Genomic DNA, 24,936 nt, shown 5'->3' with positions numbered 1-24,936 from the left:
TTCGGCCCCCGGAGCGCAAGGAAATTCCGGTAGAATGCGCCCCTTCACAGACAGGTACGCGTGATTCAATGAAAACCACCTTTCTGGATTTCGAGCAGCCGATCGCCGAACTCGAGGCAAAAATCGAAGAACTGCGCTTCGTGCAGGACGACTCGGCGGTCGACATTTCCGAAGAGATTTCGCGGCTGGCCGGCAAGAGCCAGCAGCTGACCAAGGATATTTACGCCAACCTGACCCCGTGGCAGGTGGCCCAGATCGCTCGCCATCCCCAGCGTCCCTACACGCTGGACTATGTGCGGGAAATCTTCACCGACTTCCACGAACTGCACGGCGACCGCGCCTTCGCCGACGACCTGTCGATCGTGGGCGGGCTGGCCCGCTTCAACGGCCAGGCCTGCATGGTGATCGGCCACCAGAAGGGCCGGGACACCAAGGAGCGCGCGCTGCGCAACTTCGGCATGTCCAAGCCCGAGGGCTATCGCAAGGCCAAGCGGCTGATGGAACTGGCCGACAAGTTCGGCCTGCCGATCTTCACCTTTGTCGATACGCCAGGCGCGTTCCCGGGCATCGATGCGGAAGAGCGCGGCCAGTCGGAGGCGATCGGCCACAACCTGTACGTGATGGCCGGCCTGAAGGTGCCGCTGATCGCCACCATCATCGGTGAAGGCGGTTCGGGCGGCGCGCTGGCGATTGCCGTGGGCGACGTGGTGCAGATGCTGCAATTCGCCACCTACGCGGTCATTTCGCCGGAAGGCTGCGCGTCGATCCTGTGGAAGACCGCCGAGAAGGCGCCCGAAGCCGCCGAGGCGTTGGGCCTGACCGCGCATCGCCTGAAGGCGCTGGGGCTGATCGACAAGATCGTCAACGAACCGCTCGGCGGCGCGCACCGCGATCCGAAGGCCATGGCCGCGATGCTCAAGCGTTCGCTGGCCGAGTCGCTGCGCCAGTTCCAGGGCATGAGCGTCAAGGAACTGCAGGCACGCCGCCACGAGCGGCTGATGGCCTATGGCAAGTTCAAGGAAACCGGCGCCCAGGGCCAAGGCTGATCCCGTCGCGCCCGATTTGCGCGACCCGACCGCCACGCTGACCGACAAGGTCGCACAGGCCCTGCAGGCCGGTGCGGCCTTTGTCGTTTCCGGGGCCGGCCAATATGGCGCGCATGGTGGGAGAGCGGTGGCGGTGGCCCTGTCGGGCGGCCGCGATTCGGTCGCGCTGCTGCATGCGGCCCGCGCCGCGCTCGCCGCGACGCGCGTCGACGATGCAGAGCCCGCGCCCTTGCTGGCGTTGCATGTCCATCACGGCCTGCAGGCCCAGGCTGACGAATGGGACCGCTTCTGCGCCGAGCTGTGCCGCGACTGGGGCATCGAATACCGTGCCGCGCGCGTGACGGTCGTGCCCGCGCAGGGGGAAGGGCTGGAAGCCGCTGCCCGGCGTGCCCGCTACCAGGCACTGACGGATCTGTGCGAGCAGCACAACGTCGGCTGGCTGCTGTTCGGCCATCATCTGGACGACCAGGTCGAGACCGTGCTGATGCGGCTGTTCCGCGGCAGCGGCGTGCACGGCCTGGCCGGCATGCCCGCGCTGCGCCGCCTGGCCGAGCGCAGAGACATCGCGCTGCTGCGCCCCTGGCTCGAGATCGAGCGGCGCGACATCGAGGCCTATTGCCGCGCGCACGGCCTGCGCTGGATCGACGATCCCTCCAACGACGACACTCGCTTCGCCCGCAATGCGCTGCGCCAGCAGCTGCCGGGCCTGCTCGCCGCCTTCCCGGCGTTGCGCGCCAATGTTGCGCAGGCCGCTGCGCACCTGGCCGAAGCCGCGCAGGCGCTCGATGCCCTGGCGGCTCGCCAGTTGGCGAACCTGGCGCATCCGGGGCGCGATGCGTCGACGCTGGCCGAACTCGACCTCGACGGGCTGCGCGCGTTGCCGACGGCGCAGGGCGATGCCGTGCTGCGGCTGTGGCTGCGCGACCTTGGCGCGCGGGCGCCGTCGGTGGCCCGGCTGGCGGCGATGCGCGAGCAGTTGATCGACCACCATGGCGGCGAACCGGCGCTGCCGCACGATGGCCTGGTGCTGCGCCGCTTCCGTTCGCGGGCACTGGCCTGCGTGCCGCCCGGCGCGCCGCCGGTCCAGACCGTCGCGCTGCAGTGGCAAGGAGAGGGCAGCCTGCCGGTTCCGGCCTGGGACGGCGAACTGCGCTTCACGCGTGACGATACCTTCGGCGTGCCGGAGGCGGTGCTGCGACAGCCGCTGACGCTGGGGCCGCGCACTGGCGGCGAGCGCATCGTGTTGCGGCCGGGCGGCCCCGCCCGGGCGCTGAAGCAGGCCTATCAGGAGGCTGCCGTGCCGGCCTGGCGCCGTCCCTATCTGCCGCTGCTGCGCGCGGGGGAAACGGGGGAGCAAATCGTGCTGGCCGCCGGTCTCGGCATGCATCGCCGCTGGCCGGACGCGGCGCCGGCGCCGCGCTGGCGGGTCGAATGGCACGCCCGGCGTCCGGAGATCGAACCGGCGCAGTGACCGGCACGTCGAGGGAGTCTTTCGCTCCCGCTCGCCATGCCGCCTACCGCACGGGACATCGTTCCCGCAAGGCTTGACAAGGCGAAACAACCGCTATTCCGCCTTGCCGGGCGCCGGTGCTTGGTGTATTTTCAGTGGTTTTGCACAATCGCTGGCGTCGACAAGAAGATGGCTCTCATCGTTCACAAATACGGCGGCACTTCGATGGGTTCCACGGAACGCATCAAGAATGTCGCCAAGCGCGTGGCCAAGTGGCACCGCGCCGGTCACCGCGTAGTCGTGGTGCCTTCGGCCATGTCGGGCGAGACCAATCGCCTGCTGGGACTCGCCAAGGAGATTTCGCCGCAGCCGGATCCGCGCGAGCTCGACATGCTGGCCTCGACCGGCGAACAGGCCAGCGTCGCGCTGCTCGCCATCGCGCTGCACGGCGAGGGCATCGACGCCATCAGCTATACCGGCTGGCAGGTCCCGGTGAAGACCGATTCGTCGTACACCAAGGCACGCATCGAATCGATCGACGATGAGCGCATCCTGGGCGATCTCGACGCCGGCCGCGTGGTCATCGTCACCGGCTTCCAGGGCATCGACGCGCTGGGCAACATCACCACGCTGGGCCGCGGCGGCTCCGATACCTCGGCCGTCGCCATCGCGGCCGCGATCGAGGCCGACGAATGCCTGATCTATACGGACGTGGACGGGGTCTACACCACCGACCCGCGCGTGGTCGAAGACGCGCGCCGGCTGGACCGTATCACCTTCGAGGAAATGCTGGAAATGGCCAGCCTCGGTTCCAAGGTGCTGCAGATCCGCTCGGTGGAGTTTGCCGGCAAATACCGCGTCAAGACGCGCGTGCTGTCGTCGCTGACCGACCCCCTGATGCCGCTCGAGCAGGAAATGCATTCGGGCACGCTGATTACTTTTGAGGAAGACCCTGACATGGAAGCAGCCGTCATCTCCGGCATCGCCTTTGCCCGTGACGAAGCCAAGATCACCGTTCTCGGCGTGCCCGACAAGCCCGGCATCGCCTACCAGATCCTGGGCCCGATCGCCGACGCCAATATCGACGTCGACATGATCATCCAGAACCAGTCCGTCGACGGCAAGACCGACTTCACCTTCACCGTGCCGCGCGGCGACTATCAGCGCGCACTCGGCATCCTGAACGACGGCGTCAAGGCGCATATCGGCGCGGGCAGCATCTCCGGCGATCCGAAGGTGTCGAAGGTGTCGGTGGTCGGCGTGGGCATGCGCTCGCATGTCGGCATCGCGAGCAAGATGTTCCGCACGCTGTCGGAAGAGGGCATCAATATCCAGATGATCTCGACCTCGGAAATCAAGATCTCGGTGCTGATCGACGAGAAGTACATGGAGCTGGCCGTGCGCGCGCTGCACAAGGCGTTCGAGCTGGAACAGGCCTGATTTCCGGCGCGTTCGCGCGCCGGCGCTGGCGAGGGCAGGCAAGTGCGGTGTCATCGATTCGTCGTTGACCAATTGCCACACCCTCGCTAGAATACGCGCTTCGTTGTGCGGCCTCCCTCGCACAACGCAAGTTTGGGAGACGTGGCCGAGAGGTCGAAGGCACTCCCCTGCTAAGGGAGCATCCGGGCCAAAACCTGGATCGAGGGTTCGAATCCCTCCGTCTCCGCCAGTACATCGGTACATGGCGGCGGAACCCCGGAAGATCGCGGTCTTCCGGGGTTTTGTTTTTGGGGCATGCAGCAGTCATACCCTTGCCTGCAAAGGCCTATCTCGCCTGCGACAGCGCCGCGTTGCGTCGATCACGGTTCTGTGGCGGCCACGCACGCTGGGGCTCGCCGACACCGCGCGGATCGGTCCGCGCATCGTCCTCGGCGTCATCCATCCCCACCAACCGCACCGTCCGCACCGGCACACCAAACTCGACATCGAGCTTGCTCAGCTCGGTGACCATCGCCAGATTGATCGACTGCTGGATATCCATGTACAGGTTGTAGTCCGGATCGGTGACGAAGTAGACCACCTCGAACTCAAGCGCGCTTTCGCCGAAGCCCTTGAAATGCGCGCGGTCGAAGCGCGTTCGCCCTGCGGCGACGACGGCGGACTTGACGATCTCGGGGATGCGCCGCAGCGTGTCCGGCGGCGTCTGGTATGTCACGCGGAAATTGAACTGGATGCGGCGTTCCGCCATGCGCTTGTAGTTGTGGATCGTCGTCTTCAACAGTTCAGTATTGCTGCAGACGATCTGCTCGCCGCTCAATGCGCGCAGCCGCGTGGTCTTCAGGCCGATGCGTTCGACGCTGCCGGCGATGTCGCCGAACACGATGAAATCGCCGTTCTCGAAGGGTTTGTCCAGGCCAATGGCCAGCGACGCGAACAGGTCGCTGAGGATGTTCTGCACGGCCAGCGCCACCGCCACGCCGCCGACGCCGAGGCTCGCCACAAAGGCCGTGATATTGACGCCCACATTGGCCAGCATGGCGAGCAGCAGCACCGACCACAGCATCACGCGCATGCCCCACGCCATCACCGTGGTGAACACGGGATTATGGGCGGTCGGACCGGTGCCGGTCAGTCGGTCGTGGGTCCATAGCGTGACGGCGTGATTGATCCAGATCGCGATCTGGAAGCCGATCAGCAGAAACCACAGATGGCCGATACGGCTGGCCCATTTCGGCGGCAGGTCCAGGAAGTCGACGGCGATCAGCAGCGCGGCCAGCAGCAGCACGAAGCGCGACGTATGCCGCAGCATGTCCGCCATGCGGTCGATGATCACGGGCCGTGTCCGGGCCGCGAGCCGGTCCAGCCGTGCGCAGGCGAAGCGCAGCAGCGTGATCAACACCAGATAGCTGACCACGGCGGCGATGCCGGCATGCAGCCAGTCGAGCGCCGAAATCCCCAGAAAGACGTTCAGATCGAGCCATTCCTTCATGCCTTACCTCCTGTGCCGAGACGGACGCATGGGGGTAGGGGCTTGCAGGATTGATGCCACTGCACGAACGGAGATCGGCGCGCCGTCCGCACGCGGCGGGAAATCGGGCCATTTCAAGCGATCGGGCGGTCGACCGCGGCCACTGCCATTGCTCGGCATGGCGATGGCAACGGATGCCGCATCTTCCAAACTTCAAACGCGCGCAACGCTGACATGGTGTCCCCGGCCAGAGATGGTGTTTCTGGTGGACCTGCCGCATCCGGCGATCCGCACCGAGCGGATCAATCGGACCGACGCACCGCGCATGCAGCAGCAGGTAGAAAACGAAAAGCCCCGGAATACTCCGGGGCTTTTTGCCATTCCGACGGTCTTTCGCTCGGCGGCGCCGTAGATCGCGCGAGCATCGACACGCCGGCGCTTTCAGCGCGCCGTCGCTGCCATCAGCGACATCCCTCCGACCAGTACCAGGCTTAACGCCCATGCGGCGTCCGTATTGAGCCAGCTGCGCGATACCAGCGCGAGGCCGACGTGGCGATAGGTGACCCACGCCATCGCGCCGCCGCCCGTCATCATCGCCGCGGCATGAACGATCGAGACCAGCACGGCCATGCCGGCGTTGCCGAAGGCGAGCGCCGTGGCGGCTTGATGCCCGGGGTGGGTAGCCGTGCTGCAAAGGCCGAGATAGATCGGTACCAGCATGAGTCCCGCGCCATGGGCGAGCGCAATGGCAAAGGACCACAGCGTCAGCCGCGACGGCGGGATGCGGGCGAGCGCGCGTGCATGGCGCCGTCGCGCCAGCAGCGCGATGCCGTAGCCGATCACGAGGGCGGCGGCAACGAAGCGGATCTCGCGCTGCCAGCCGGCCAGCGACGCGAGCAGGCCGAATGGCAGCGTCAGCGTCATCACCGCGGCGGCATGACCGAGGCCGAGATAGCCGAGCGCGGCGAACACGGCGTCGTCGCGCCGGGCCATCAGCCCGTTCGACACCGCCAGCGGCCAGCCCATCGCGGGACTCAGGCCGTGGTACAGCCCGCTGACGATCACACCGGTCCAGAGACCGGTCTGTTCCCACGTCATCGCGGTCCGACGGAGGGATAGCAGAACGAGTCGGTCGAGCAGTCGCCGCCTTCGAGGCGGATCTGATGGGCGCGGTAGCCCGCGGGAAAGTCGACCCAGAAGTCGTCGGCCAGCGTCAGGCCGCCGTCCGGGTCGGCATGCGCCATGACCTGCGCAGCGGGCACGCCGTCGGGATAAAACTGGTTGTCCCAGCTGGAATAGAGCGAATTGGACCAGTAGACGCGACGGCCGTCGCGGCTGATCTCGACCATCTGCGGACCTGCGGCGAACAACTTGCCGTTCGGGTGCGGCGTGCGGCGGGCGATGCCGCCGAGATGCACGGAGCCGGTCAGCTTCGGCTTGCGCGGATCGGTGACGTCGTACTGACGCATCTCGCCGGTGCCCCAGCAGGAGACGTAGAGAAAGCGGTCGTCGAGCGACAGGTCGATGTCGGTGACGAGCGGCGGCACGGCGCCGAAGCCCTGCAGCAGCGGCGGCAGCACGTCGGCCGAGGCCGGTTCCGCCGGAATCGTCGCAGTCTTCTCGACGTGGAATTGCCCGTCCTCGCGCCACCACGTCCAGATCGATCCTTCCAGGTTGGTGGTGTCGACCACCACGCCGACGAAGCCGTACTCGCGCACCGGGTCGTGGGCAGGGCGTACTTCCAGCGCCATCTGATGCTGCGCGCCCAGGTCGATGGTCTGCACGTTGCGCCGCGCGCGCAGGTCCCAGAAGTGCAAGCGGTGCCCATAGCGATTGGACAGCAGATCCTCGGGCACCAGGCCGTTCTCGAACTGCGGCGGCAGCGCCCATTCGCTCGACACCATGTAGTCGCGCGGCAGGTTCCACCAGAAGTCGTAGTGCTTGTCCTGCGGACCGCGATCGATCTCCCAGCGTCCGAGCACGTCGAAGGTTTCGCAGTCCATGATGAAGATGCCGGGCGCGCCGTCGGTTCCATCCTTGCCCCCGCCGCCGAGCGTGCTGACGTAGATGCCTTCGGGACCGCAGTGCACGGTGTGCGGCCGCGAATACCCGGTCTTGCGGAAGATCTCGTCGGGCTCGATGACGCGGTGGATCGCCGCCTGGGTCGGATGGGGTCTGGTATCGACGATGTAGATGCGCGACGAGCGCATGCCGGGGATGATCAGGAAGCGCCGTTCCAGAAACGCGTGCCCCGTCAGCGGCGATAGCGCCGACGAGCAGGCGTTCCAGCCGAAGTGGTGCAGTTCGTCGCCGCGCTGGGTCATCGGCACCGTATGCACGACCTTGCTGTAGGTCGGCGAGCCGGGCTTGACGTCGATGACGGCGAGCGCATCCGGCTGCGAGGCATCGGGGCTGAGCATCACCGTGTAGGCGTACTCTTCCGCCGGCGCCTGCATCGCCAGTGCGGGCGATGCGTGGAATGTGGGATCAGGCCGCAGGCTCATGGGAGGCCCCTCCTTGCAGCGGATATGTCGAGCGAACCTATCTACACTAGGTCGCGACGGAAGGGGCGTCAACGGAACCGGGGCCTTGTCTTACGACGGATTCCGAATGAGCTTATGCGGCCTCTGCGGCCTCTGCGGCCTCCGCGGCGTCTGCGACGATGGCGGCCCGCCAAGCTGCCGCGCGGGCACGCACATTGGCCCGGGGCCTTACACCACCTTGCCCGGATTCATCAGCCCCAGCGGATCCAGCGCCTGCTTGATCGCCCGCATCATCGCCAGTTCGATCTCGCTCTTGTAGCGCCGATTCTCGTCGCGCTTGAGCTGGCCGAGGCCGTGCTCGGCGGAAATCGAGCCGCCGTGCGCATGCACGCTGTCGTGCACGATGCGGTTGATCGCGTCCTGGTGGGCGAGGAAGGCGTCGTGGTCCTGTCCCGCCGGCGGCGACACGTTGTAGTGCAGATTGCCATCGCCGAGATGGCCGAAGGTCACCATGCGCACGCCGGGGAATGCGGCCTGCAGCTGAGCGTCGGTGCCGGCGATGAAGTCGCCAATGCGCGAGATCGGCACCGCGATGTCGTGCTTGATGTTCTTGCCTTCCTCGACCTGCGCCAGAGGAATGTGCTCGCGCAGATTCCAGAAGTCGCGCGATTGCTGTACAGATTCGGCCACCACGGCATCGGCGACGATACCGGCGTCAAAGGCCGCTTCCATTAGCGTCTCGAAGGTGGCGCGCGCATGCTCGGCGCTTTCGCTGTCGGACAGCTCGAGCAGTACCACCTGCGGATGCGGGCGGTCGAACGGATAGCGCAGCTGCGGATAATGGCGAGTCACCAGCTCCAGGCACATCGCCGACATCAGCTCGAAGCCGGTCAGCATCGCGCCGGCATGGCGCTGGGCGAGCGCCAGCAGCGCCAGTGCGGCGCGCGGATCGGCGACCGCGGCCAGCGCCGTCACGCGGGCGCGCGGCGCCGGGTACAGCTTCATCACCGCGGCGGTGATCACGCCCAGCGTGCCTTCGGCGCCGATGAACAGGTCGCGCAGATCGTAGCCCGTGTTGTCCTTGCGCAGGCCGCGCAGCCCGTTCCAGACCTCGCCGCTGGCAGTCACCACTTCCAGACCCAGGCACAGCTCGCGCGTGTTGCCATAGCGCAGCACGCCGGTGCCGCCGGCATTGGTGGCCAGATTGCCGCCGATGGTGCAGCTGCCTTCCGCGGCCAGGCTCAGCGGGAACAGGCGGTCATGCTCGCTGGCGGCCTGCTGGACCTGTTGCAGGATGACGCCAGCCTCGACGGTGATCGTGTTGTTCAGCGGATCGACCTGGCGGATGCGGTTCAGGCGCTTGAGCGACAGCACCACCGAGGGCTGCGACGCATCCGGCGTAGCACCGCCGCACAGGCCGGTGTTGCCGCCTTGCGGCACGATCGCGATCTGGTGCGCATGGCATGCGCGCACCGCTGCGGCCACTTCCTCGGTGGTGCCGGGCAGCAGCACGGCCAGCGCATCGCCGGCATAGCGCCGGCGCCAGTCGGTCAGATAGGCTGCCTTGTCCTCGGCCTCGGTCAGCACGTGGGTCGGTCCCAGCGCAGCGCGGCACAGCGACAGGAAGGAGTGGAGGCGGGCGTCGGTCGGGGCTTGCGTCATGGCGATGGGCTGTCGATGGAAGCGGCGGGTGGATCGGATCGTGCGGGGCGGTCAGCGCCGCGCCTGCGGAGAAGCCGGCGCGTCGGCGCTGGCTTTCGCCCGCGCACGGCGCTTGTACGGCCGCAGATAGAAGATGGTCGCGAAGAAGAACAGCAGCGTCAGCGCGACCTCGCACCATGCGAGCCACGACGACGGCGCGCGGTCGCTGGTGGCGCGCACGATGCCTTCGGTGAAATACAGCAGGATCAGCATCGACGACCACTGCATCGTGTAGCGGTTGCGCGTCAGCATGCCCCGCAGCGGCAGCAGCAGCGGCAGGAACTTGATGATCAGCCACGAGCCGCCCGGCCGCAGCGGCGCCAGAAACCATTCCCAGGCGATCGACAGCACGATCAGCGCGAGCAGGCTGGCGATGCTGAGGCGGTACAGCAGCGGGCTATGCAGCGCGGCGTCGTCGCGCGTGTCGACTGCGGTCATCGCGCGCCTCCGTTGGCGGGAGCGTTGGCCGCCAGCCGCAGCGCGGTCTGCGCCAGCCGCTTGCCCATCGCGATCGCCAGCGCCGATTCGTCTTCGCTGACCGGCCGGCTGTTGTCGCCGAGCGCGTGATGGCTCGGTCCATAGGGCGTGCCGCCGCCGACCGTGGTCATCAATCCGCGCTCGCTGTAGGGCAGCCCCATCAGCAGCATGCCGTGATGCAGCAGCGGCAGCATCATCGACACCAGCGTGGTTTCCTGGCCGCCATGCAGGCTGCCGGTCGACGTGAACACGCAGGCCGGCTTGCCCGTCAGCGTGCCCGACAGCCATTCGGCGATGGTGCCGTCGAGGAAATACTTCATCGGCGCGGCCATGTTGCCGAAGCGGGTCGGGCTGCCGAGCGCCAGGCCGATGCATTCGTGCAGATCGCGCAGTTCGACGTAGGGCGGGCCGTCGGCCGGAATGTCCGGCGCGGTCGCCTCGCATACCGTCGAGACCGGCGGCACCGTGCGCAGCCGCGCGTGGGCCCCGGGCACGCTGTCGATGCCGGTCGCGATCAGCTCCGCGAGCTTGCGGGTGCTGCCGTGGCGGCTGTAGTAGAGGACCAGGATGTCGGACATAGGGGCGGGGCAGGTGGCGCGCGGCGGGCGCGCAGTGTGCAAGAAGGTAGCGGGAAGGACATCGGCTTGCGCCGCGACTTCGGCCGGGCGGCACAAGCATCGCGTGCGATGCAACCGGCGTATTATAGTGGCGGGCTCGGCGCCCGCCGCCATGGAGTTTGCCCCGCATGTCCCATCCCAGTCTTGTGTCCCGCTGCACCAACCGTATCGCGCGCCTGCGGCGCGAATGGAACTGGCAGAAGCTGCGTGCACTGCTGCGCTATGCCGCGCGGCGCGCCGGCGAGGACCGTCTGCCGCAGGTCGCGGCCAGCCTGACCTTTACCACCGTGCTGTCGGTGGTGCCGGTGCTGACGGTCGCGTTCGCGCTGCTCGCCGCGTTTCCGATGTTCGCGAACTTCCGCAACGCGATCGAAGGCTTTCTGTTCCAGAACCTGATTCCCGGCAATCTGACCGATTCGATCACCGGCTATCTGGGTCAGTTTGCGCGCAATGCCAAGGGCCTGACCGCGGTCGGCCTGGTCGGCCTGATGGTCACCGCGGTGCTGACTATGCTGACGGTCGAGGACGCGCTCAATGCGATCTGGCGCGTCAAGCAGAAACGCCGCTTCGCGCAGCGCGTGCTGGTGTTCTGGGCGGTACTGACCTGCGGCCCGGTGTTGATCGGCGGCAGCCTGTCGATCAGCTCGTATCTGATCTCGATCTCCGCCGGCTATGTCGGCACGATGCCGTTCGGCGTCGGCTTCGCGGTGAGCCTGGCGCCGGTGCTGCTGTCGGCGATCGCCTTCGCTTTGCTCTATACGGCAGTGCCCAACGCCTATGTCGAATGGCGCGATGCCATCCTCGCCGGCATGGTGGCGGCGCTGGCCTTCGAACTTTCGAAGCGGGGCTTCGGTTATTTCGTCACGCGCTTCCCGACCTATACCGCGGTCTACGGCGCCTTTGCCGCGCTGCCGATCTTCCTGCTGTGGATCTATCTGAGCTGGCTGGTGACGCTGCTGGGCGCCACCATCGCCGCCAACCTGCCGGTGGTCCGCCAGGGCTACTGGCGCCGGCGGACCTTTGCGGGCAGCGACTTCTACGATGCGCTGGGCGTGCTCTACGTGCTGTACCGCGCGCGCGAACAGGCGCCGCGCAGCGTCGGCGAGCTGGACCTGGGACGCAAGCTGCGGGTCGAGGCCGATTACCTGGCCGTGCTGCTCGGCAAGCTCGACGCGATGCATCTGGTCGGCAAGCTGCAGCACCATCGCGGCCAGGCGCACTGGGCGCTGCTGTGCGACCCGGCGCGCGTACCGCTGCGCCTGCTGCACGACCGGCTGGTGCTGAATCTGCCGCGGCTGCCGCGCACCGCGGTGGCACAGCTGCTCAATGGCGCCGACGTGCTGCGCGGGGTGCTGGAGAATCCGATGCTGGACAAGACGCTGCAGGAGATCTTCGACACGGGCGCGATGTCGCCACTGCAGACGCCGGAGACACCCAAGACGCCCCAGACGCCCCAGACGCCCGACACACCGATCGGCGAGGGGCAGCGGCGCACGCTCGAGGTGGTGCCGCCCGGCTGGCACGGACAGGTCTGAGCGGGCCGCAGCGCGCCGCGAAACGGACGCCAACCATCGCGTCGTTTCCGCGAACGCGGGAACCCAGCGTCTTCCTGAGCCACTGAGTCCCCGCTTTCGCGGCCATGACGGTATCGGCGATCAACCACCGTTCGCGATCACGCGCCGCGCAAAGCCGGCCAGCGCGTCCAGCACCTCGTCGGGCTTCTCGCCCATGATGTTGTGGCCGCAGGGCAGCTCGACCACGCTGGCGCGCGGCATCGTCGCCGCCAGTGCGCGGGCCGAGCGGGCGGGCGTCATCATGTCCTTGCCTCCCACCACCACCAGCGCCGGGCACTGCAGGCCAGCCGCGGCGCGCTCGCCGTTGGCGTAGGCGTTGCAGGCGGCGAAGTCGGTATGGAAGACCTGGGCCTGCGGATTGCGCCGGCCGACCCGTTCCATCAGCCGCTGGCTGACGCCATGCATCCAGAAGCCCGGCCCCGGCGACGACGGCTTGTTGGCCAGGCTCGAATGCGACCACGCATTGACCATCGCGATGGCCTCGTGCTCGCGGTTCTGCGCGGCATCGAGCAGCGCGTCGGAGACCTTCATCGGATAGGCGGTCGCCAGCATGCCGATCGCGCGCACCGCGCCGGCATGGCGCGCGGCGCATTCCAGCGCGATCAGCGAGCCCATGCTGTGGCCGAAGATCAGCGCGGGCGCCTTGACGCCCGCCGCGCGCAACAGCGCGACGACCCAGTCGGCCATCTGCTCGACGGTGGCCAGCGGCGGCCCCTCGCTGCGGTTGTGTCCGGGCAGGTCCACCGCCAGCACCGAAAATCCATGATGCGCGAACCAGCGCGTCTGCAGGCCCCAGACGCTGTGGTCGTTCTGCGCGCCGTGCACGAACACGGCACAGGGCAGGGCGGGATCGAAGGGTTTGCCGCCGGTATAGGCGTAGGCCCGCTGGCCATTGACGTTCAGATACATCAGGCTTGCCCTCCGTTGCTCTTGTTGCCGGCGGCGCCGGTACCGCTGGCAGCGCTGCGACCGCTGCTTCCGCCGCCTTTCTCCATCGACTTCTGCGCCGCCTTCAGCCCGCGCTTCAGATCGTCGATCAGATCGTCCGGATCTTCCAGGCCGATCGACAAGCGGATCGTGCCCTCGGCGATGCCGGCCGAGCGCAGCGCCGACGCATCCATGCGGAAGTGCGTGGTCGAGGCGGGATGGATCACCAGCGAGCGGGCGTCGCCGACATTGGCCAGATGCGAGAACAGCGTCAGGCTCTCGATGAAGCGCTGGCCGGCGGCGCGATCGCCCTTCAGATTGAAGCTGAACACCGCGCCGCAGCCGCGCGGCAGCAGCCGCTTCGCGAGCGCATGGTCGGGGTGCGATTCGAGCTCGGGGTAGGCCACCGACTCGACCATCGGATGCGAGACGAGGAACTGCACCACGCGGCGCGCATTGTCGACATGGCGGGCCATCCGCAGCGGCAGCGTCTCGATGCCCTGCAGCAGCTGCCACGCCGCCATCGGGTTCATGCAGGCGCCGAAGTCGCGCAGGCCCTCGCGACGCGCGCGCAGCAGGAACGGTGCGACGGTGCTCTCCTCGGTGAAGACCATGTTGTGAAAGCCCGCGTACGGCTCCGACAGCTCGGGAAAGCGTCCCGAAGCCTCGAAGTCGAAGTTGCCGCCCTCGGCCAGCACGCCGCCGATGGTGGTGCCATGGCCGCCCAGGAACTTGGTCGCCGAGTGGTAGAGCAGCGCGGCGCCGTGCGCGAACGGCTGGATCAGATAGGGCGTGGTGAAGGTCGAGTCCACCAGCAGCGGAATGCCATGCTCGTCGCCAAGCTGAGCGAGCGTCGGGATGTCGAGCACGTCCAGCCCAGGATTGCCCAGCGTCTCGCCGAACAGCAGCCGGGTCTCGGGGCGGATCGCGGCGCGCCAGGCGTCGATATCGCGCGCCTGCACGAAGGTGGTTTCGATGCCGAAACGGCGCAGCGTGTAGTGCAGCAGGTTGTGCGAGCCGCCGTACAGCGCGGACGAGGCGACGATATGCGAGCCGCTGCCCATCAGCGTGGCGATCGCCAGATGCAGCGCAGCCTGGCCCGAGGCCGTGGCGATCGCGCCGACGCCGTTCTCCAGCGCGGCGACGCGTTCCTCGAACACGGCCACGGTCGGATTGGAGATCCGCGAGTACACGTGGCCGGCGCGTTCCATATTGAACAGCGAGGCCGCGTGCTCGCTGTCGCGGAACACGAACGACGTGGTCAGGTGGATCGGCGTGGCACGCGCCCCCGTGGCGGGGTCGGGCGCGGCGCCGGCGTGCAGCGCGAGGGTATCGAAACGGGTATCGGACATGGTCTCTATCGAATCGTGGTTCCAGCGAAGCGGTCTGACGGCGGCCGGCATCGGCACGGTCCCGCGGGGAGCAGGCGTGCGGCGGCATGCGGATGTGCCGGCCTGCATCGTAGCATTGGCCCGCCGGCGGCGGACCGCATGGCCGAAGGGCCCCGGCTTTACTTGGGCGCCCGCTTTCGGCTAGCATCGGCCCATCTATGGCGGATGGCGCGCAACGCCTGCGCGGCCACGCGGTTCGGGCGGATCAGGCAGGGCGGGCGGGGCGACGCCCGCCGCCCGCCGCACCGGCATCATCGAGGGGAGACCATTATGAAAGTCAGCGACATCCTGCAGATCAAGGGCAATACGCTCTATACCGTCAAGCCGGATACGTCACTGCTGGAGGCGGTCACCACGATGGCCGAGCACGACATCGGCTCGCTGGTCGTGATGGAGTACGGCGAACTGGTCGGCATGCTGACCTTCCGCGAGATCATCCAGACGCTGGCCTCGAACAACGGCAATGTCGGCAACGCGACGATCCGCCGCGTGATGGACGACGCGCCGCTGACCTGCACGCCGGAGACCGATGTCAACGAGGTCCGCCGCATGATGCTCGAGCGCCATGCCCGCTATATGCCGGTGCTCGACAGCCGCACGCTGATGGGCGTGATTTCGTTCTACGACGTGGCCAAGGCGGTGGTCGAGGAGCAGAGCTTCGAGAACCGCATGCTGAAGGCCTATATCCGCGACTGGCCGGAAGAGAAGGCCAACTGAAGGGGCGGCCGAGGCCGCCCCGCGCCCGGCGGGCGGACCGTGACGGTACCGCCCGCGACTCTCTCGGCTGATCCACCCGTCCCGCATCACCGCGGCCCGATCGCGCCGCATCGTTGCCCGCAACATCCCGCGCGCCGTCCCTCGCGCCGTCCCTTTCGCCAATCGCCCTCCCATGAGCCAATCGAGCCAGTCCCGCCTGCTGCGCGAGCGCCGCTTTGCGCCGTTCTTCTGGACCCAGTTCCTGGGCGCGATGAACGACAACGTGTTCAAGGTCGCGTTCACCTCGCTGGTGACCTACCAGACCGCGCGCTTCGAGGGCGTGGACGGCGCCAGCGCGGCGTTCCTGATCTCGGCGATCTTTATCGCGCCGTTCGTGCTGTTCTCGGCGACCAGCGGGCAGATCGCCGACAAGATCGAGAAGTCGCGGCTGATCCGGCTGGTCAAGACGCTGGAGATCGCCATCATGGTGGTCGGGCTGGCGGGCTTTGCCTGGTATAACGCGCCGCTGCTGTACCTGACGACCTTCCTGATGGGCCTGCATTCGACGCTGTTCGGCCCGGTCAAATACGCCTACCTGCCGCAGCATCTGGACGAGAGCGAGCTGGTCGGCGGCAACGGGCTGGTCGAGATGGGCACCTTCGTCGCGATCCTGCTGGGGACCGTGCTGGGCGGCGAGCTGGCGGCAGTGGGTGGAGCGGCATCCCAGGACGGCATCTCCGCGACGCTCTATATCGGCGGCGCCTGCGTGGCGCTGGCGATCACCGGCCGCGTGGCGGCCTCGCGCGTGCCGCTGTCTCCGGCACCGCAGCCGGATCTGCGGCTGAACTGGAATCCGGTCACCGAAACCTGGCGCAACCTGATGCTGGCGCGCAAGAGCCGCACCGTGTTCCTGAGCCTGCTCGGCATCTCGTGGCTGTGGTTTCTCGGCGCGACCTTCCTGACCTCGTTCTTCGCCTTCGCCAAGACCGTGCTCGGCGGCGACCAGAGCGTGGTGACGCTGCTGCTGGCGGTGTTCTCAGTCGGCATCGGCGTTGGCTCGCTGCTGTGCGAGCGGCTATCGGGCCGGCATGTCGAGGTGGGGTTGGTGCCGTTCGGCTCGATCGGCATGACGGTGTTCGCGATCGACCTGTACTTCGCCAGCCGCGGCCAGGCGCCGGCCGCGCTGAGCGGCGTCGCGGCCTTCATCGCAGAGCCCGCGCACTGGCGCGTGCTGGCCGACCTGTTCCTGCTGGCGATGTTCGGCGGCTTCTACAGCGTGCCGCTCTACGCGCTGATCCAGAGCCGCAGCGCGCCCACCCATCGCGCGCGGATCATCGCCGCCAACAACATCCTGAACAGCCTGTTCATGATCGCCTCGGCGCTGCTGGCGATGGCGATGACCGGCGCCGGCTACAGCATCCCCGAACTGTTCCTGGCCGTGGGCCTGCTCAATGCGGTGGTGGCGATCTACATCTATTCGGTGGTGCCGGAGTTCCTGCTGCGCTTCGTCGCCTGGATCCTGGTGCATACGGTGTACCGGCTCAAGCGGGTCAATGCCGACCGCATTCCCGCCGAGGGGCCGGCGGTGCTGGTCTGCAATCACGTCAGCTTTGCCGACGCGGTGGTGCTGATGGCGGCCAGCCCGCGCCCGGTGCGCTTCGTGATGGACCACCGGATCTTCGGAGTACCGCTGCTGTCGTGGTTCTTCCGGCAGGCGCGCGCGATTCCGATCGCGCCCGCGCATGAAGACCCGCAGACGCTGAAGCACGCCTACGACGAGGTCGCGCGTGCGTTGGCGGCCGGCGAACTGGTCTGCATCTTCCCGGAAGGCAAGATCACCGCCAGTGGCGACATCAATCCGTTCAAGCAGGGCGTGCAGCAGATCGTGCGGCGCACGCCGGTGCCAGTGGTGCCGATGGCGCTGCGCGGCCTGTGGGGCAGCTTTTTCTCGCGCAAGGGCGGCGCGGCGATGACGCGGCCGTTCCGGCGCGGCATCCTGAGCCGCCTCGAACTGGTGGTGGGCGAGCCGATCGCGCCGGAGCAGGCCACGCCGGAAGGCCTGCAGCAGGTGGTGCAGGGCTTGCGCGGCGAGTGGCGGTAGGCCAGGGCCACCAGCGTCGGAGCCGGCGCCGCAGTGCGGTGCCGTGCAGCGCCGTGCAGTGCCGTGCAGTGCCACATCAGGCCGTACAATGTAGGCCTTTCCCAATTCCTGCGTGGTTTTCATCATGTCCGGCAATACTCTCGGCCTGCTTTTCACAGTCACCACCTTCGGCGAGTCGCACGGACCCGCCATCGGCGCGGTGGTCGATGGCTGCCCGCCGGGCATGAGCCTGTGCGAGGCCGATATCCAGGGCGATCTGGACCGCCGCAAGCCGGGCACGTCGCGCCACGTGACGCAGCGCAAGGAGCCGGACCAGGTCGAGATCCTGTCGGGCGTGTTCGAGGGCAAGACCACCGGCACGCCGATCTGCCTGCTGATCCGCAATACCGACCAGCGCAGCAAGGACTACGGCAATATCGTCGAGACCTTCCGCCCGGGCCACGCCGATTACACCTACTGGCAGAAATACGGTATCCGTGACCATCGCGGCGGCGGCCGTTCGTCGGCCCGACTGACCGCGCCGGTGGTGGCGGCCGCAGCGGTCGCGCGCAAATGGCTGCGCGAGCAGTACGGCACCGAGATCCGGGGCTATATGTCCCAGCTGGGCGAGATCCAGGTGCCGTTCACCGACTGGGCCGAGGTGCCGCGCAATCCGTTCTTCGCCGCCGACGCCAATATCGTTCCCGAGCTGGAAACCTATATGGACGCGCTGCGCCGCGACGGCGATTCGGTCGGCGCGCGCATCGAGGTGGTAGCCAGCGGCGTGCCGGTGGGCCTGGGCGAGCCGCTGTTCGACAAGCTCGACGCCGATATCGCGCACGCGATGATGGGCATCAATGCGGTCAAGGGCGTCGAGATTGGCGCGGGCTTCGCCAGCGTGGCGCAGCGTGGCAGCGTCCATGGCGACGAGCTGACCGCGGCAGGTTTTCGCACCAACAATGCCGGCGGCGTGCTGGGCGGCATCTCGACCGGACAGGACATCACGGTGTCGCTGGCGATCAAGCCGACCTCGAGCATCCGCACGCCGCGCGAATCGATCGACAAGGCCGGGCAGGCCGCCACGGTCGAGACCTTCGGCCGCCACGACCCCTGCGTGGGCATCCGCGCCACGCCGATCGCCGAGGCGATGCTGGCCCTGGTGCTGATGGACCACGCGCTGCGCCATCGCGCGCAATGCGGCGACGTGCGGGTGGAGACGCCGCGGATTCCGGCGCAGGCGCCGGGCGTGACGGGCTAAACCGAGCTGTAGGGGTTCTCCGCTCTCCCGCATGGCGGGAGAGGGGGAGCCAGGCCAGCGACAATTGGAACCCGTCGTTACTGCGCGGCCATCCCCGCCACCTTCTCCCCGATCGCCAGCGATGCCGTCAGCCCTGGCGATTCGATCCCGAACAGATGCACCAGCCCGGGCACGCCATGCACGGCCGGGCCGTCGATGCGGAAGTCCGCGGCAGCCTCGCCCGGTCCGCTGATCTTCGGACGGATGCCGGCATAGCCCGGCTGCAATGCACCCTCCGCCAGCGCGGGCCAGTAGCGCCGCACCTCGTCATAGAAGCTGTCGGCATCGTGCGGATCCACGCCGTATTCGATCTCGTCGATCCATCGCACATTCGGGCCGAAGCGTGCCTGGCCGCCCAGATCCAGCGTCAGATGCACGCCCAGGCCGGCCGCCTCCGGCACCGGATAGATCAGCCGCGAGAAGGGCGCGCGGCCAGTCAGCGTGAAATAACACCCTTTGGCATAAAACTGCGGCGGGATATGCGCCGCCGGCATGCCTTCGATCCGGCGCGCCAGTTCGGGGGCGGTCAGCCCGGCGGCGTTGACGACGGTGCGGGCCAGCAGCGTGGTCGCGGTGTCGCCGCCAACCTGCAGCACGATGCCGTCGGGGGTCACGGCGCCGCTCAGCACCGGCGAACACACCGCCAGCATCGCGCCGGCCTGTTCCGCATCGCCCAGCAGCGCCAGCATCAGGCCATGGCTGTCGACGATGCCTGTCGATGGCGACAGCAGCGCCGCCTCGCATTGCAGATTCGGTTCGAGCGCCAGCGCTTCCTCGCGCGAGAGCAGACGCAGATCGTCCACACCGTTGACCGCAGCCTTTGCGCGAATGCCTTCCAGCGTGGCGATCTGGGCGGCGCTGGTGGCGACGATCAGCTTGCCGCAACGCTGATGGGCGATCTGGTGGCTCGCGCAATAGTCGTACAGCATCGCCTTGCCGCGCACGCACAGCCGCGCCTTCAGCGAGCCGGCCGGGTAGTAGATGCCCGCGTGTATCACCTCGCTGTTGCGCGCGCTGGTGATCGTGCCGAAGGTGTTCTCCGCCTCCAGGATCACCACCTCCCGCCCTTGCTGCGCGAGCGCCCGCGCCACTGCCAGGCCGACCACGCCGGCGCCGATCACCACGCAATCCACTGATTCCATGCCGTGCTTCCCTTGCTTTGCTTGTTGGCTTGCTGCCTTTCCAATTGCTGCCTGTTTGCACGAGGGAGCGCATGCAGGCAGTGACCTGCCATCGCGCCGGTCCCCTTGTGTCGTCGATCAATCCAGTTCGAGCCCCATCCGCGCCGCGGCGGCTTCCAGATGGCGGCGCGCCGCCTGCCGGGCCGCGCTCGCATCGCCGGCGGCGATCGCATCGGCCAGCGCGGCGTGCTCCGCTTCGGCCGCGCCCGGTCCGCCGCGATAGCGGGCGGCGTTCTCCCAGGCGAGCCGGCGGGCGACCAGCAGCTGCTGGCCGACGAAATCCGTGAGCCCCGCGATGCACGGGTTGTGCGCTGCCTGCGCGATGGCCTGATGGAACGCCACGTCGGCTGCCGCGGCGCTCACCGGATCGTCACGCTGTACGCGCATCGCGGCCAGCGCGGCGGCGATCGCCTCCAGGTCCGCGTCGGTGCGGCGGCGCGCGGCCAGCTCGGCGCAGGCGGTCTCGACCATCACGCGCAGTTCGAACAGCTGTGCCAGCGTCGGCCCGTCGCCGGGGCCGCCGTCCGCACCGGCGGCATCGCCGCGCAGCCGCCAGACCTGTCCGCCGGGCGTGTCGGAGACGTAGGCCCCCGAACCTTTGCGCGTGACCAGCACGCCGTCCGCCTTCAGTTGCGCGATGGCCTCGCGCACGATCGGCCGGCTGACGCCGAAGGCTGCGGCCAGGGCGGATTCGGCCGGCAGGCGCGCGCCGGCAACAAAGCGGCCCGCGCCGATGTCGGCACGGATCGCATCGGCGATGCGGGAGGCGAGGGAGGAAGGGCGGCTCAGGGGTTCCAAGCGGATTTGGCAGGTTGGGCGCGAGACGGGCAGCATGGAGCAGCCTTTCGTTGCCGGTAATCTGTAAGGCTGTCAGACAGCTTGGGCGGGATTCTGGCCTGGCTCGGTGCTTGCGTCAAGGGGACGATCCGCCGCGCTTTCGCTGGCCGTCGGATAACCGCGGCGCCATGCGCTGCGCTATCCCCCTTAGGTAGGGGGGGCGCTAAACCTTTGCGGCGTGACGCCGATAGCTGTGCATCAGGAAGCGCGACCGCGGTCCCGCGGTCCGGCGGTCCGCTCCGTACTGTCGCCCACGCCGGTGGGCATTGAATTGGGATGCCCATGATTCCTTTGACACCGAACGACCTGCCGGTCGGCCAGCCTTTGCCCTGGTCGCTGCTCGACGGGGCGGGCAATCTGCTGCTCGGCAGCGGCAAGGTGCTCGCCGACGGCCGCGACGTCGCGCTGGTCTTTCGTCACGGTTCGGTATGCCGGCCGGATCCTGCGCCGGCGGACGATGCCGCCCCATCGGACGTCGCGCCCGCGCAGCAGGCATCGGGTCCGCTCGGGCTGCAGGTCGGCACGCTGCTGCAGATCCGGTCCCCCGACGATGGCGGCAGGGCCGCGGCGAGCCGGCTGATCGGTTTTATCGAACAGGGCCTGTTTGTCAGCTGGCCGCAATTCGGCGGCAACGATGCCACTTTTCAGGCGGGGGAAGACGTGTTGCTGCGCGGTTTCACCGGCCAATCGATCTACAGCTTCCGCTGCACCGTGACCGCGGTGTGCCGCAGCCCGTTCCGCTATCTGGTGCTTTCCGTCCCCACCGAGGTGCAACAGGTGCCGGTGCGCAGCAGCCCGCGCGTGCAGACGCGGCTGGCGGCGCAGTTGCTGCATTCGAACGGCGACACGACCGGCGTCCCGCGTCTGGCGGTGCTGTCGGACCTCAGCGCCGGTGGCGCGCTGGTGCAGACCGCCGCGCCGTTGCCGGCACCGGGCACGCGGCTGCAGTTGCGCTTCGTGCTGCGGACCGTGGGCACCGACAGCGAGATCACCGTGGACGCCTGGGCCCGCAATCCGGCGCGCGACGACGACGACACCGAGTTTCCGGCGTTCGGCGTGGCGTTCGATCTGCTGGGGGAAAGGGAGGCGGCGCTATTGCACTGCTACATCTACGAGCAGTTGCTGGCCGCGGCAAGCATGACGGTGTAGCAAGTCACTCCCCTCTCCCGCAGGCGGGAGAGGGGAGAACAGCCCTGAAGAAGCGCTGCCTTACATCCCCACGTAATTCGGACCGCCGCCGCCTTCCGGCGTCACCCAGACGATGTTCTGGGTCGGGTCCTTGATATCGCAGGTCTTGCAGTGGACGCAGTTCTGCGCGTTGATCTGCAGCCGCTGGCCGCCGCGCTCCTCGTCGGCGACGAACTCGTACACGCCCGCCGGGCAATAGCGGCTCTCCGGGCCCGCATACTTGTCCAGGTTCACCTGCACCGGCACGCTCGCGTCCTTCAGCGTCAGGTGAGCGGGCTGGTTTTCCTCATGGTTGGTGTTGCTGATGAACACCGAGCTGAGGCGATCGAAGGTCAGCTTGCCGTCCGGCTTCGGATAGACGATCTGCTGGCATTCGGCGGCCGGCTTCAGGTAGACGTGGTCCGGCTTCTCGCGGTGCAGCGTCCACGGCGGATTGCGGATGCCAAGCTTGGGCAGCAGCCATTGCTCGATGCCGGTCATCAGCGTGGCGGTGGTGCGGCCCTTCTTGAACCACTGCTTGAAGTTCTTCGCCTGCAGCAGTTCCTTGTACAGCCAGCTGCTCTCGAACGCGGCGGGGTAGGCGGTCAGCTCGTCGTGCTGGCGGCCGGCCTGCAGCGCTTCGAAGGCGGCCTCGGCGGCCAGCATGCCGGTCTTGATCGCGGCGTGGCTGCCCTTGATGCGCGAGGCGTTCAGATAGCCGGCGTCGCAACCGACCAGCGCGCCGCCCGGGAAGATCGTCTTGGGCAGCGACAGCAGGCCGCCCGCGGTGATCGCGCGCGCCCCGTAGCCGATGCGCTTGCCGCCCTCGAAGTACTGGCGGATCTCCGGATGGGTCTTGAATCGCTGGAATTCCTCGAACGGCGACAGCCAGGGGTTGGTGTAGTCGAGCCCGACGACAAAACCGACCGCGACCTTGTTGTCCTCCATGTGATAGAGGAAGGAGCCGCCGTAGGTGGCCGGGTCCAGCGGCCAGCCGGCCGTATGCACGACCAGGCCGGGCTTGTGCTTGCCCGGATCGATCTCCCACAGCTCCTTCAGGCCGATGCCGTAGCTCTGCGGGTCCTTGCCGGCGTCCAGACGGAACCGTTCGATCAGCTGCTTGCCCAGATGGCCGCGCGAGCCTTCCGCGAAGATCGTGTACTTCGCGTGCAGCTCCATGCCGAGCTGGAAGTTGTCGGTCGGCTCGCCGTCCTTGCCGACGCCCAGGTTGCCGGTGGCCACGCCCTTGACCGAGCCGTCCTCGTTGTACAGCACCTCGGCGGCGGGAAAGCCCGGGAAGATCTCCACGCCCAGCGCCTCGGCCTGCTGGCCGAGCCAGCGCACGAAGTTCGACAGGCTGACGATGTAGTTGCCTTCGTTATGGAAGCACTCGGGCAGCAGCGCCGGCGGCGTGCCGCGCGAGCCGGTCTCGTTCAGGAACAGGAACTGGTCCTCGGTGACCGGCTGGTTCAGCGGCGCGCCCAGCTCCTTCCAGTTCGGCAGCAGTTCGTTCAGCGCGCGCGGGTCCATGATCGCGCCCGACAGGATGTGGGCGCCTGGCTCCGAGCCCTTTTCCAGCACGCAGACATTGACTTCGCTGCCTTTGTCCTGCGCGAGCTGTTTCAGGCGGATTGCCGTCGCCAGGCCGGCGGGACCGCCGCCGACGATGACGACGTCGTATTCCATGGATTCGCGGGGGCCGAACTGCTCCACGAGCTGCTGCTGGTCCATTGTCTCTAACCCTCTTTATTGCTGCGTACTTGTGTATGGGGAAGCGGTGATCCGGGGTGGCCTGTGTCGCCGGAACCGGGCGGCGGCAAGGACGGCAGGGATGGCAGTGGGCCGGCAGGCGGGGACGGATGCTGCAGGTTGACGCGCGGTCCGGCTGCTTGTGGTCGGCTTTCTGCTAGACGGCGATGGATCGGCGCGCGGTTTGCCGCTTGCACAGTTTCGCCTCGCTGTTTCCTTTTTGTGCCCGAGTTCTTAGAATCTCCGGCATTGTCCGGGACTCGACACCCACAGGCAAGATATTTTTTTGAACGATCGTTCTTTTTTTTGATATCCTGCCTTCGATCCCACGCAACGAGGGCAGCCATCGAACGCGCATGCCGGCACACGCCGCGACGCGTTCCACTGCAGAGGTCCATATGGGTTTGTCGATCAATCTGGAAGGGAAGGTCGCGATGGTGACCGGTGCGTCGAGCGGACTGGGCATGCGCTTCGCGCAAGTGCTGTCGGCCGCCGGTGCCAAGGTGGTGCTGGCCTCGCGCCGCGCCGAACGGCTCAAGGAACTGCGCGCGGCGATCGAAGCCGATGGCGGCAGCGCGCATGTGGTGCGGCTCGACGTGACCGACCCGGACAGCATTCGCGCCGCCGTGGCGCATGCCGAGACCGAGGCGGGGGCCATCGATATCGTCGTCAACAACTCCGGCGTGTCGACCACGCAGCGGCTGACCGATGTCACCGCCGAGGATTTCGACTTCGTTTTCGACACCAATACCCGCGGCGCCTTTTTCGTGGCGCAGGAAGTGGCCAAGCGGATGATCGCGCGGTCCAAGGGCGCGGAGCGCAACGGCACGCCGCTGCCGCAGTCGCGCATCATCAATATCGCGTCGGTGGCGGGGCTGAAGGTGCTGTCGCAGATCGGCGTCTACTGCATGAGCAAGGCCGCGGTGGTCCACATGACCAAGGCGATGGCGCTCGAGTGGGCCCGCTACGGCATCAATGTCAATGCGATCTGCCCCGGCTATATCGACACCGATATCAATCACCACCATTGGGATACCGACGCCGGCCAGAAACTGATCCAGATGCTGCCGCGCAAGCGGCTCGGCAAGCCCGAGGACCTCGACGGCCTGTTGCTGCTGCTGGCGTCGGACCAGTCGCAGTTCATCAATGGCGCCGTGATCACCGCCGACGACGGTATGGTATAAAGCCAGCCGCGCGCGCCGCCGATCTCGCTGCTCAGCGGATGGGCCGGCGCGCCCGACGGCGTTCGCCTGTGTCCGCCGCCCGCCAGAAGCGGGGCGGACCTGTCCAGCCCGGGGCTTATCCGGTCCCCTCGGGCGCCATGGCCAACGCCAGGCCACCTGCATGCCGATGCC

The 24,936-nt window shown here is 67.7% G+C and carries 21 protein-coding genes and 1 tRNA gene; 11 read left to right on the top strand and 11 right to left on the bottom strand.

The window, feature by feature from the left end; translation table 11 throughout:
- The first annotated feature begins 68 nt into the window (after window positions 1–68).
- The 4 genes from HTY53_RS07040 to HTY53_RS07025 all read left to right on the top strand — a co-directional run bounded on the left by HTY53_RS07040 (window position 69) and on the right by HTY53_RS07025 (window position 4,165).
- Window positions 69–1,046 carry an acetyl-CoA carboxylase carboxyltransferase subunit alpha gene (locus tag HTY53_RS07040; protein WP_174105785.1) on the top strand — a complete coding sequence of 326 codons (978 nt, stop codon included), beginning with the start codon at window positions 69–71 and terminating at the stop codon, window positions 1,044–1,046.
- Window positions 1,006–2,517 carry a tRNA lysidine(34) synthetase TilS gene (gene tilS, locus HTY53_RS07035; protein ID WP_174105784.1) on the top strand — a complete coding sequence of 504 codons (1,512 nt, stop codon included), beginning with the start codon at window positions 1,006–1,008 and terminating at the stop codon, window positions 2,515–2,517. The genes HTY53_RS07040 and tilS overlap by 41 nt, the downstream gene beginning before the upstream one ends.
- Before the next feature lie 168 nt (window positions 2,518–2,685).
- Window positions 2,686–3,936 carry an aspartate kinase gene (locus HTY53_RS07030; RefSeq protein ID WP_174105783.1) on the top strand — a complete coding sequence of 417 codons (1,251 nt, stop codon included), beginning with the start codon at window positions 2,686–2,688 and terminating at the stop codon, window positions 3,934–3,936.
- A 135-nt stretch (window positions 3,937–4,071) separates the two neighbouring features.
- Window positions 4,072–4,165 (top strand) — tRNA-Ser (locus HTY53_RS07025).
- A gap of 96 nt (window positions 4,166–4,261) precedes the next feature.
- Here HTY53_RS07025 and HTY53_RS07020 read toward each other — a convergent pair.
- A complete protein-coding gene (locus tag HTY53_RS07020; protein WP_174105782.1) occupies window positions 4,262–5,425 on the bottom strand; it encodes a mechanosensitive ion channel family protein in 1,164 nt (387 codons plus the stop codon).
- On the opposite strand from HTY53_RS07020, the gene HTY53_RS07015 reads away from it, so the two are divergent.
- Window positions 5,424–5,816: a hypothetical protein gene (locus tag HTY53_RS07015; RefSeq protein ID WP_174105781.1), complete on the top strand. Its 393-nt coding sequence runs from the start codon at window positions 5,424–5,426 to the stop codon at window positions 5,814–5,816. The genes HTY53_RS07020 and HTY53_RS07015 overlap by 2 nt on opposite strands.
- Before the next feature lie 29 nt (window positions 5,817–5,845).
- Here the strand turns inward: HTY53_RS07015 and HTY53_RS07010 are convergent, their stop codons facing one another.
- From HTY53_RS07010 to wrbA, 5 genes are all read right to left on the bottom strand, one after another.
- The gene (locus HTY53_RS07010; protein ID WP_174105780.1) at window positions 5,846–6,502 is read right to left on the bottom strand and encodes a hypothetical protein; all 657 of its coding nucleotides are present in this window, start codon (window positions 6,500–6,502) and stop codon (window positions 5,846–5,848) included.
- Window positions 6,499–7,908: a selenium-binding protein SBP56-related protein gene (locus HTY53_RS07005; protein WP_174105779.1), complete on the bottom strand. Its 1,410-nt coding sequence runs from the start codon at window positions 7,906–7,908 to the stop codon at window positions 6,499–6,501. Before HTY53_RS07005 ends, HTY53_RS07010 begins: the two co-directional genes overlap by 4 nt.
- 207 nt (window positions 7,909–8,115) lie before the next feature.
- Complete coding sequence (locus tag HTY53_RS07000; RefSeq protein WP_174105778.1) at window positions 8,116–9,549, bottom strand: FAD-binding oxidoreductase; 1,434 nt, start codon at window positions 9,547–9,549, stop codon at window positions 8,116–8,118.
- 51 nt (window positions 9,550–9,600) lie between these two features.
- Entirely contained in the window at window positions 9,601–10,026 is a 426-nt protein-coding gene (locus tag HTY53_RS06995; RefSeq protein ID WP_174105777.1) for a DUF2069 domain-containing protein, read from the bottom strand.
- Window positions 10,023–10,643 carry an NAD(P)H:quinone oxidoreductase gene (wrbA, locus tag HTY53_RS06990; protein ID WP_174105776.1) on the bottom strand — a complete coding sequence of 207 codons (621 nt, stop codon included), beginning with the start codon at window positions 10,641–10,643 and terminating at the stop codon, window positions 10,023–10,025. The genes HTY53_RS06995 and wrbA overlap by 4 nt, the downstream gene beginning before the upstream one ends.
- Window positions 10,644–10,810: 167 nt before the next feature.
- On the opposite strand from wrbA, the gene HTY53_RS06985 reads away from it, so the two are divergent.
- Entirely contained in the window at window positions 10,811–12,217 is a 1,407-nt protein-coding gene (locus HTY53_RS06985; RefSeq protein WP_174105775.1) for a YihY family inner membrane protein, read from the top strand.
- Between the two features lie 120 nt (window positions 12,218–12,337).
- Here the strand turns inward: HTY53_RS06985 and HTY53_RS06980 are convergent, their stop codons facing one another.
- Together HTY53_RS06980 and HTY53_RS06975 are read right to left on the bottom strand one after the other, a co-directional pair.
- On the bottom strand, window positions 12,338–13,165 hold the full coding sequence (locus HTY53_RS06980) for an alpha/beta fold hydrolase (protein WP_174105774.1): 828 nt from the start codon (window positions 13,163–13,165) through the stop codon (window positions 12,338–12,340).
- Window positions 13,165–14,535 carry an O-acetylhomoserine aminocarboxypropyltransferase gene (locus tag HTY53_RS06975; protein ID WP_174105773.1) on the bottom strand — a complete coding sequence of 457 codons (1,371 nt, stop codon included), beginning with the start codon at window positions 14,533–14,535 and terminating at the stop codon, window positions 13,165–13,167. The genes HTY53_RS06980 and HTY53_RS06975 overlap by 1 nt, the downstream gene beginning before the upstream one ends.
- A 309-nt stretch (window positions 14,536–14,844) precedes the next feature.
- Here HTY53_RS06975 and HTY53_RS06970 point away from each other — a divergent pair, with 309 nt between their 5' ends.
- From HTY53_RS06970 to aroC, 3 genes are all read left to right on the top strand, one after another.
- Window positions 14,845–15,291 (top strand): CBS domain-containing protein, encoded by a 447-nt coding sequence (locus HTY53_RS06970; RefSeq protein ID WP_174105772.1) that lies wholly within the window; start codon window positions 14,845–14,847, stop codon window positions 15,289–15,291.
- Window positions 15,292–15,463: 172 nt separating this feature from the next.
- A complete protein-coding gene (locus HTY53_RS06965; RefSeq protein WP_174105771.1) occupies window positions 15,464–17,371 on the top strand; it encodes an MFS transporter in 1,908 nt (635 codons plus the stop codon).
- A gap of 124 nt (window positions 17,372–17,495) precedes the next feature.
- Window positions 17,496–18,608, top strand: coding sequence for a chorismate synthase (gene aroC / locus HTY53_RS06960; protein WP_174105770.1), 1,113 nt, complete (start codon window positions 17,496–17,498; stop codon window positions 18,606–18,608).
- A 77-nt stretch (window positions 18,609–18,685) separates the two neighbouring features.
- Here aroC and HTY53_RS06955 read toward each other — a convergent pair whose 3' ends face one another.
- Complete coding sequence (locus HTY53_RS06955) at window positions 18,686–19,789, bottom strand: NAD(P)/FAD-dependent oxidoreductase (RefSeq protein WP_174105769.1); 1,104 nt, start codon at window positions 19,787–19,789, stop codon at window positions 18,686–18,688.
- 117 nt (window positions 19,790–19,906) lie between these two features.
- On the bottom strand, window positions 19,907–20,626 hold the full coding sequence (locus HTY53_RS06950; protein ID WP_174105768.1) for a FadR/GntR family transcriptional regulator: 720 nt from the start codon (window positions 20,624–20,626) through the stop codon (window positions 19,907–19,909).
- A gap of 321 nt (window positions 20,627–20,947) precedes the next feature.
- Here HTY53_RS06950 and HTY53_RS06945 point away from each other — a divergent pair, with 321 nt between their 5' ends.
- Window positions 20,948–21,814, top strand: a complete 867-nt coding sequence (locus HTY53_RS06945) for a flagellar brake protein (RefSeq protein WP_174105767.1) — start codon at window positions 20,948–20,950, stop codon at window positions 21,812–21,814.
- 60 nt (window positions 21,815–21,874) lie between these two features.
- On the opposite strand, the gene HTY53_RS06940 is transcribed toward HTY53_RS06945, so the two are convergent.
- Window positions 21,875–23,563, bottom strand: coding sequence for an electron transfer flavoprotein-ubiquinone oxidoreductase (locus HTY53_RS06940; protein ID WP_174105766.1), 1,689 nt, complete (start codon window positions 23,561–23,563; stop codon window positions 21,875–21,877).
- 416 nt (window positions 23,564–23,979) lie between these two features.
- On the opposite strand from HTY53_RS06940, the gene HTY53_RS06935 reads away from it, so the two are divergent.
- On the top strand, window positions 23,980–24,765 hold the full coding sequence (locus HTY53_RS06935; protein ID WP_174105884.1) for an SDR family oxidoreductase: 786 nt from the start codon (window positions 23,980–23,982) through the stop codon (window positions 24,763–24,765).
- Window positions 24,766–24,936: the final 171 nt, after the last annotated feature.

The sequence above is a fragment of the Cupriavidus gilardii genome (genome assembly GCF_013314895.1).
Lineage (GTDB): Bacteria > Pseudomonadota > Gammaproteobacteria > Burkholderiales > Burkholderiaceae > Cupriavidus > Cupriavidus gilardii_C.
The sequence above is the reverse complement of the archived record's forward strand: the minus strand, read 5'-3'. Positions and strand labels throughout refer to the sequence as shown.